Annotated in this window: 7 protein-coding genes; 3 read left to right on the plus strand and 4 right to left on the minus strand. The window is 70.8% G+C overall.

What is annotated here, in order from left to right; genetic code table 11:
• Positions 1-198 precede the first annotated feature (198 nt).
• The 4 genes from AB0J71_RS17920 to AB0J71_RS17935 form a co-directional block, all read right to left on the minus strand.
• Positions 199-1,074 (minus strand): 1,4-dihydroxy-2-naphthoate polyprenyltransferase, encoded by an 876-nt coding sequence (locus AB0J71_RS17920; RefSeq protein ID WP_352320764.1) that lies wholly within the window; start codon positions 1,072-1,074, stop codon positions 199-201.
• A gap of 12 nt (positions 1,075-1,086) precedes the next feature.
• Complete coding sequence (locus AB0J71_RS17925; RefSeq protein ID WP_352320766.1) at positions 1,087-1,575, minus strand: GNAT family N-acetyltransferase; 489 nt, start codon at positions 1,573-1,575, stop codon at positions 1,087-1,089.
• Between the two features lie 164 nt (positions 1,576-1,739).
• Complete coding sequence (locus tag AB0J71_RS17930; RefSeq protein ID WP_364415079.1) at positions 1,740-1,892, minus strand: CGNR zinc finger domain-containing protein; 153 nt, start codon at positions 1,890-1,892, stop codon at positions 1,740-1,742.
• Positions 1,893-2,152: 260 nt separating this feature from the next.
• Positions 2,153-3,520 (minus strand): PLP-dependent aminotransferase family protein, encoded by a 1,368-nt coding sequence (locus AB0J71_RS17935; RefSeq protein WP_364415025.1) that lies wholly within the window; start codon positions 3,518-3,520, stop codon positions 2,153-2,155.
• 376 nt (positions 3,521-3,896) lie between these two features.
• Here AB0J71_RS17935 and AB0J71_RS17940 point away from each other — a divergent pair, with 376 nt between their 5' ends.
• From AB0J71_RS17940 to AB0J71_RS17950, 3 genes are all read left to right on the plus strand, one after another.
• On the plus strand, positions 3,897-4,742 hold the full coding sequence (locus AB0J71_RS17940) for a DMT family transporter (RefSeq protein WP_364415027.1): 846 nt from the start codon (positions 3,897-3,899) through the stop codon (positions 4,740-4,742).
• Positions 4,743-4,837: 95 nt separating this feature from the next.
• Positions 4,838-5,860, plus strand: a complete 1,023-nt coding sequence (locus tag AB0J71_RS17945) for a hypothetical protein (RefSeq protein WP_352320774.1) — start codon at positions 4,838-4,840, stop codon at positions 5,858-5,860.
• Between the two features lie 9 nt (positions 5,861-5,869).
• Positions 5,870-6,268 (plus strand): ASCH domain-containing protein, encoded by a 399-nt coding sequence (locus AB0J71_RS17950; protein WP_352320775.1) that lies wholly within the window; start codon positions 5,870-5,872, stop codon positions 6,266-6,268.
• The last annotated feature ends 477 nt before the right edge of the window (positions 6,269-6,745 follow it).

Consider the following 6,745-nt stretch of genomic DNA (forward strand, 5'->3'; position numbering starts at 1 on the left):
CTGGGTGCGTGCGCACACAGTGAACCGTAGGGGGGTGACCTGGTGAGTTATCGGGACATACGAGCGTGCTGGGGGCCAGTTGTGCCCCGCCTACAAAGTGATCGCCAAGCCGACTGCCGTACCTGGCTAGAGGGTGATCACCAAGCTGACTGCCGTACTTGGCTAGAGAGTGATCGCCAAGCCGACCGCTGTAACTGGCTACAGGGTGATCGCCAAGCCGACCGCGAACAGCAGGCCGTACGCCATCTGCAGTTTGCCCGTCTGCTGCAGGACCGCGATCAGCGCCGGCCCGACGGCCTTGCCCAGCACGGTCCTGATCGGCGTGACCGCGAGCGGCGCGGCCAGCGCCGCGAGCGCCGCCCAGGGCGTGACCGCGATCATCGCCAGCGCCACCACGAACGGCACCACCTGGCACAACACGTACAACGCCCGGGTGCGCTCGGCGCCGAGCACCACCGCCAGCGTGCGCTTGCCCGACGTGCCGTCCGTCTGGACGTCGCGCAGGTTGTTGACCACCAGCATCGAGCACGACAACAACCCCACCGGGATCGAGGCCAGGAACGCCGTCCAGCTCAGCTGCTCGGTCTGCACGTACGCGGTGCCCATCACCGGGACCACGCCGAAGAACACGAAGACCGCCAGCTCGCCCAGGCCGCGGTAGCCGTAGGGCCGCTTGCCGCCGGTGTAGAACCAGGCCGCCGCGATGCACGCGACCCCCACCAGCAGAATCCACCACGCCCGCGTCACGACCACCAGCACCAGCCCGAGCACCGCCGCGACCGCGAAGCAGCCCAGCGCCGCCGTCAGGACCTGCCGGGGCGTGGCCGCCCGCGAGCCCACGAGCCGCATCGGGCCGACGCGCTGGTCGTCGGTGCCGCGGATGCCGTCGCTGTAGTCGTTGGCGTAGTTGACGCCGATCTGCAGGGACAGCGCCACGAGCAGCGCCAGGACCGCGCGCCACCAGACGAATCCGCCGTCGCCGATCGCCACGCCCGTACCGACCATGACGGGGACTACGGCGTTGGGAAGCGTGCGCGGGCGTGCGCCCGCGATCCACTGACCGGGGGTTGCCATGCTGTCGAACCTCTAGCTGATATCCGTGGTGAGCCTGACCATGCGGATCGGACGGCCCATGTCGAGGACGCGTTCGGCCATGTCCTCGCCCCAGCCGGCCGACTCCAGGAAACCGAGCACCGCGTAGTTGTCGGCGAACACCCAGGTGACGATCTGGCGGAAGCCGTCCTCACGCAGGTAGTCGACGGTGGCGTTGAGCAGGCGGCTGCCGTGGCCGCGACGCACGAAGTCGGGGTCGACCAGCAGCGTCAGCATCTCGGCGACCCTGCCCGGATCCAGGTCGGGGTCCTCGGCGGGGGCGTGCGAGGCCAGCCCCACCACCCGCTCGCCGCCGCGCGGGGTCGTCAGCGCCGCGCTGCCGCCCGCGCCCAGCGCGGGGAAACCTTCGGTGTCGAGGATGGTCTCCACCGCGACCAGCACCCGGTGTGAGGGGCCGGGCGGGGCGACGATCGCCTCGTCCCACTGACGCAGCCACATCTTCTCGGCCGCCGGCCCCGTCATCTGCTCGAGTGGGCCTTCCGGGAGGAACTCCCGATATCCGTAGCGCCAGGCGCGGATCTGAGTATTCGCAACCTGGAGAACATCCTCGCGCCGGGCCGCCCGGACGCCTACGTCTGCCATCTCGGCCCGCTCCTTCGCCTGCCGTTCGTGCCACAAGGCACGAGTTACACCGTATCGGTGTTTGAGCCTTGGAGACGACGCGAACCCCGCTTCCCCGCCCGGTAAGCGCGTGTCTTGGTGTTGTCACCGCATACCCGCATCGAACACCATGAGCGCGAACGATTCCCGGACACGTTGACGACCACCCGCCGACACATTCCCCCGCCGGGCCGACAACCCACCCCAACCGCCTCCAACGGGCTTCCGCCCGCCCGCCCCCCGGCCCGCCCGCGGCCCGCCCGCTCGCCGCCCGCCCGCTCGCTGCCCGCCGGCCGCGCTGTCCGTCGGGGCCCGCCGCCGTCTGCCGCCGCCCGTCGATCCACGCGTGTCGATCGCAGCCGTCGGCTGAGGTGGCTGGGACCGGTGCGGCGGCGGTCGCGGTCGGGCGCGTCCCGGTCGTCACTGACCGGGCGTCCGATCACCGGACCTGTGCGTCCAGCGCCTGCCCGAGCCTCCGCACCCCTTCGGCCAGGACCGTCAGGTTGGCGGCGGCCATGTGCGTCACCCTGATCCGCGGGCCCGGCGGCTCCGACGGGTAGTACATCCGCCCCGGGCTCACCAGCGTCCCGTACCGCCGGGCCGTCTCGACCAGGGCGTTCTCGTCCACCTCGGCAGGCAGCCGCAGCCACAGGTGCAGGCCGCCGATCGGCAGCAGATGCACCTCCGCCCCCGGGACGTGGGCCGCCAGCGCCGCCGCGAGCGCGTCCCGCCTGGTCGCGATCTCGGCGTGCACGGCGTTCAGATGCCTGCCCCACGCCGCCGAGCCCACGAACTCCAGCGCCGTCTCCTGCAACGGCCGCGCCACGAAGAACGACTCGACGAGCTGGCTGGCCCGCAACCGGTGCGCGGCCGGCCCACGGGCCACGACCGCCGCCACCCGCAGGCTGGGGGACAGGATCTTGGTCAGCGAGCCGACGTTGACGACGGTGCCGTGCGCGTCCATGGAGGCCAGCGACGGGGGAGCGGTGGGGGACAGGTAGCGGGCGTAGTCGTCCTCGATCACGAACGCCCCCGCCGCCCTGGCCACCTCCAGCACCTGCGTGCGCCGCTCCAGGGGCAACGTCGCGCCGGTGGGGTTGTGCAGGGTGGGCTGGCAGAAGAACACCCGCGCGCCGGTGACGGCGAACGCCTCGGCGAGCAGGTTCGGCCGTACGCCGTCGCGGTCCATCGGCACGGCGGTCGCCCGCAGCCCGGCCGCCTTGGCCGCCGCCAGCGCTCCGGGATAGGTGGGCGTCTCGACCAGCACCGGCGTCCCGGGGGCCGCCAGCGCCCTGAACGCGTGCGTCAGCGCCGCCTGGCCGCCGCTGACGATCAGCGCGTCCGCCGCCGTCACGTCGCCCCCGGCCTGACGGGCGAACCAGCCGCGCAGCTCGTGCAGGCCGGTCAACGGCGGCGTCGCCCAGACGTCCGGACGGCGCACCGCCCGCGCGGCGGCCGCCGCCAGCTGCCGGTCCGGCCTCAGCCCCGGGTTCAGGTAGCCGCCGGTCAGCGGCACCACCTCCTCGGACGGCTGCGCGAGCAGCGCCGCCACCGGCCCGTCGTCCACCACCCGGTCGCCGAGGGCGACCGTCTGCCAGGACAGGTCCAGGGGGTCCTGACCGCGCACGACCTGCCGCGGCGCCACGAAGGCGCCGCTCCCCGGACGCGACACCACTCGCCCTTCGGCGGCGAGCTGGCTGATGGCACGCGAGACCGTGACGGGGCTGACGTTGTGCCGCCGCATGATCTCCCGGCTGGACGGAAGCCGCCCACCAGGCCCCAGACGGGCAGCCTCTTCACGCAGCATCGCCGCAATCTGGGCGATACTGCTATCGTTGGTCATGAAGGACAAGGATAGCGCTACCGTTCAAAACGCAGTAGCACCCCCTCCCACCCCCCACCCTGCAACGCCCCCCACCACCGGCTCTCCCGCTACCAGCTCTCCCACCACCCTCAACCAGCCGGCCGCCCCTCAACTCCCGACCACCCCTCCCAGCCCTCCCCACAGGACCGGCACCGCACCCTCCTCTCCAGTCTCTGTCCCGAAGCCCGCCCCCGCGACCGGCACCGCACCCTCGACCGGCACCACATCGTCGAACGCCGCCTCCTCGACCGGCGCCCGCACGCTCCGCGACGCCCTAACAGGAACCGGCGGGACCGCCGCCCGCGCCCGGCAAGGGACGATGCTTGCCTTCCTGGGCGTCCTGGCCTTCTCCGGCAGCTTCCCCGGCACCGTCTACGCGATGCGCGGCTTCGACCCCTGGCTCGTCGCCATCGGCCGCGCCGCCGTCGCCGGCGTCATCGCCCTGGTCTGCCTCAAGGCCGCCCGCCTGCCCCTCCTCCCGCCGCGCCGCCACTGGCCCTCCTACGCCGTGATCTCCCTGGGCGTGGTCTTCGGCTTCCCGGTGTTCAGCAGCCTCGCCCTGGACCTGGGCGCCAGCACCTCCCACGCCGCCGTGGTCATCGCCCTGCTCCCCGCGGCCACCGCCGCCTGCGCCGTCGTACGGGCGGGCGAACGCCCCCGCCCCCTGTTCTGGGCCGCCTGCGCTACCGGCGCCGCCGCGATCACCGCCTTCACCCTCACCCGAGGCCAGGCCGGCGCCGGCTGGCCGGACCTGCTCCTGGTCGGCGCCCTCCTGTCAGCCGCGCTCGGCTACACCGAGGGCGGCCGCCTGACCAGGACGACCCCCGGCTGGCAGGTGATCAGCCACGCTCTCGTCCTCTCCCTCCCGCTGACCGCCCCGATCACGGCGATCCTGACCCTCACCACCCCCATCACGCCGACCGCCCCCGCCCTGGCCGGCTTCGCCTACGTGGCGCTGATCTCGATGTTCCTCGGCTTCATCCCCTGGTACGCCGGCCTGGCCAGAGGCGGCATCGCGAGGGCCGGCCAGACCCAGCTGGCGCAGCCGCTGCTGACCCTCATCTGGGCCTGGGTCCTGATGGGTGAACGTTTCGGCCTCGCCACCGTGGCGGCGGCGCTCGCCGTCCTGGCCTGCGTCGCCGTCACGCAGCGCACCCGCTCGTAGGGAAAGGCCTGGTACGACGACGTGCGCACCGGGCCGCGGCGAAGCTTGCAAGGCGTGACGCCGCCACGCAGGATGGCAGGGGAGGTGTCACAACCATGGCGGACCTCACGATCCCGGAAGGCGGCTTCTGGCCCGCGCCGGAGATCCCGCAGCCCAACATCTATCCGATGGAATGGCGCGTGGAGACCGAGAAGCTCGCGGCCATCTACGAGAAGTCCAAGCGCAAACTCTGGAACCCGGCCGACCTCCCATGGGACGGCCTCAACCCGGACGACTTCACCCGCGAACAGCGCCTGGGCATCATGTACTGGTTCGCCGTCCTCGCCAATTTCGACGCCTCGGGCCCGGCCGTGTTCGCCCGCGCAACCGTCCAGGCTTTCGAGAAACACGAGGAAGACCCGGTCAGGAAGTGCTTCTTCTCCATCACCCGCGACGAGATGAACCATGAGGAGTGCTGCCAGCGCACCATCGCCCGGCTGTGGCCCGGCGGCCCCCTGAACTGGACCCCCGAAGACGATCTCGAAAAGGCCGCCCACAACAACATCGGCTGGCTCTACCACAACGGCGGCCGCTACTGGAACGGCTACACCAGCGCCGTCGGAAGATACTCGCTGCCGGTCCTGTTCACGAGCTTCATGATGGGCGAGATGGCCGCGTCCACGCTGTTCAGAGGCATGGCCACGGGCACCCGGCATCCGGTCTTCGGCGAGATGTTCCAGCGCATCGGCCTCGACGAGTCCCGCCATCTGCAAATCTGCATGACCATTCTGGAAAACGAATGGCCGGGCCTCACCGACGAGACCCGCAGCCTCATCACCCGCCAGCTGCGAGCCGGTTTCGTGTTCCTCTCCATGATTCTCTGGGAGCCTCCGGAAGGTTTCTGGGAACTTCCGCCGTACTTCCTCGCCAACCATCGCGTCCTGATGGACCACGCCAGGGAAGCGGGCCTCGGCGTGCTCTCGTACGAGGAACAGAAGGAGAACTGGCGCGTGGCCATGGCGAAGGTCCGCGCGATCGTCGAACGATGGGGCATCGCCTTCCCCGCCATTCCCGAACTGGACCTGGAAGGCGTCGAGGTGAACGTCATCGACCCGGAGGAGATCATCCCCGTCTTCTAGGATGCGCGTATGTGGCCCCGCATCGACGGACGCAGAGTCCTCGCCCTCGGCACCCCCGGCAAGGTACGCACCCTGCTGACCGACCTCACCCTCGCAGGCACGAAGACCGCCACCGCCGGCCTCCTGCCCCTCGACTACGAGGCGGAAGGCGAAGAGGTGGAACACGTCGGCGAACACCTTATCCTCGTGAACGACGCCGGCGAGAAGGCCGCGACCATCGAGATCACCTCAGTGGCGCTGGTGCCGTTCGCCGAGGTGCCGTGGGAGTTCGCCGAGGCGGAAGGCGAAGGATTCACCTCGATCCAACACTGGCGAGAAGTCCACCAACGCTACTGGTCATCCCTGGGCCACGACGTGAACGACACCTCCACCATCGTCTGCCTCCACTACCGCCTACTCCCGGAATAACCCCCAGCCACAAAAGCCCCAAGCCCCCCGAACACACCCAGCCCCCAACACCCACCCACCAGCCGCACTGCCCCTCACCCCCCGCCACGCCCTGGGGGAGTGCACCATGAACCACCCGTACACAGCCCCGACCACACCCCTCGGCCAAGCAGTCGCCTCTAGGCCATGCATCCGCCTGTAGGCCGAGCATCCGGTCCGGGCCAAGCTTCCACGCCTGGGCCAAGCATCCTCTCCCCGCCGAGCATCCACCTCCCGTCAGGCACACATTCGCAGCCCCCAGGCACGAGCCTTACCGCAAAGGCGAGCCGCCTCGCGCCGCCGTCACTCCCGCACCGCCGGCCTCAGCGAACCGCCCGACCAGGCTCCCGCGTACTCCCGCCTCTGTCGTCCCCTGTGCTGTCGTCCCCTGTGCTGTCGTCCCCTGTGCTGTCGTCCCCTGTGCTGTCGTCCCCTGTGCTGTCGTCCCCTGTGCTGTCG

Source organism: Nonomuraea sp. NPDC049637 (genome assembly GCF_040675235.1).
Taxonomy (GTDB): Bacteria; Actinomycetota; Actinomycetes; order Streptosporangiales; family Streptosporangiaceae; genus Nonomuraea.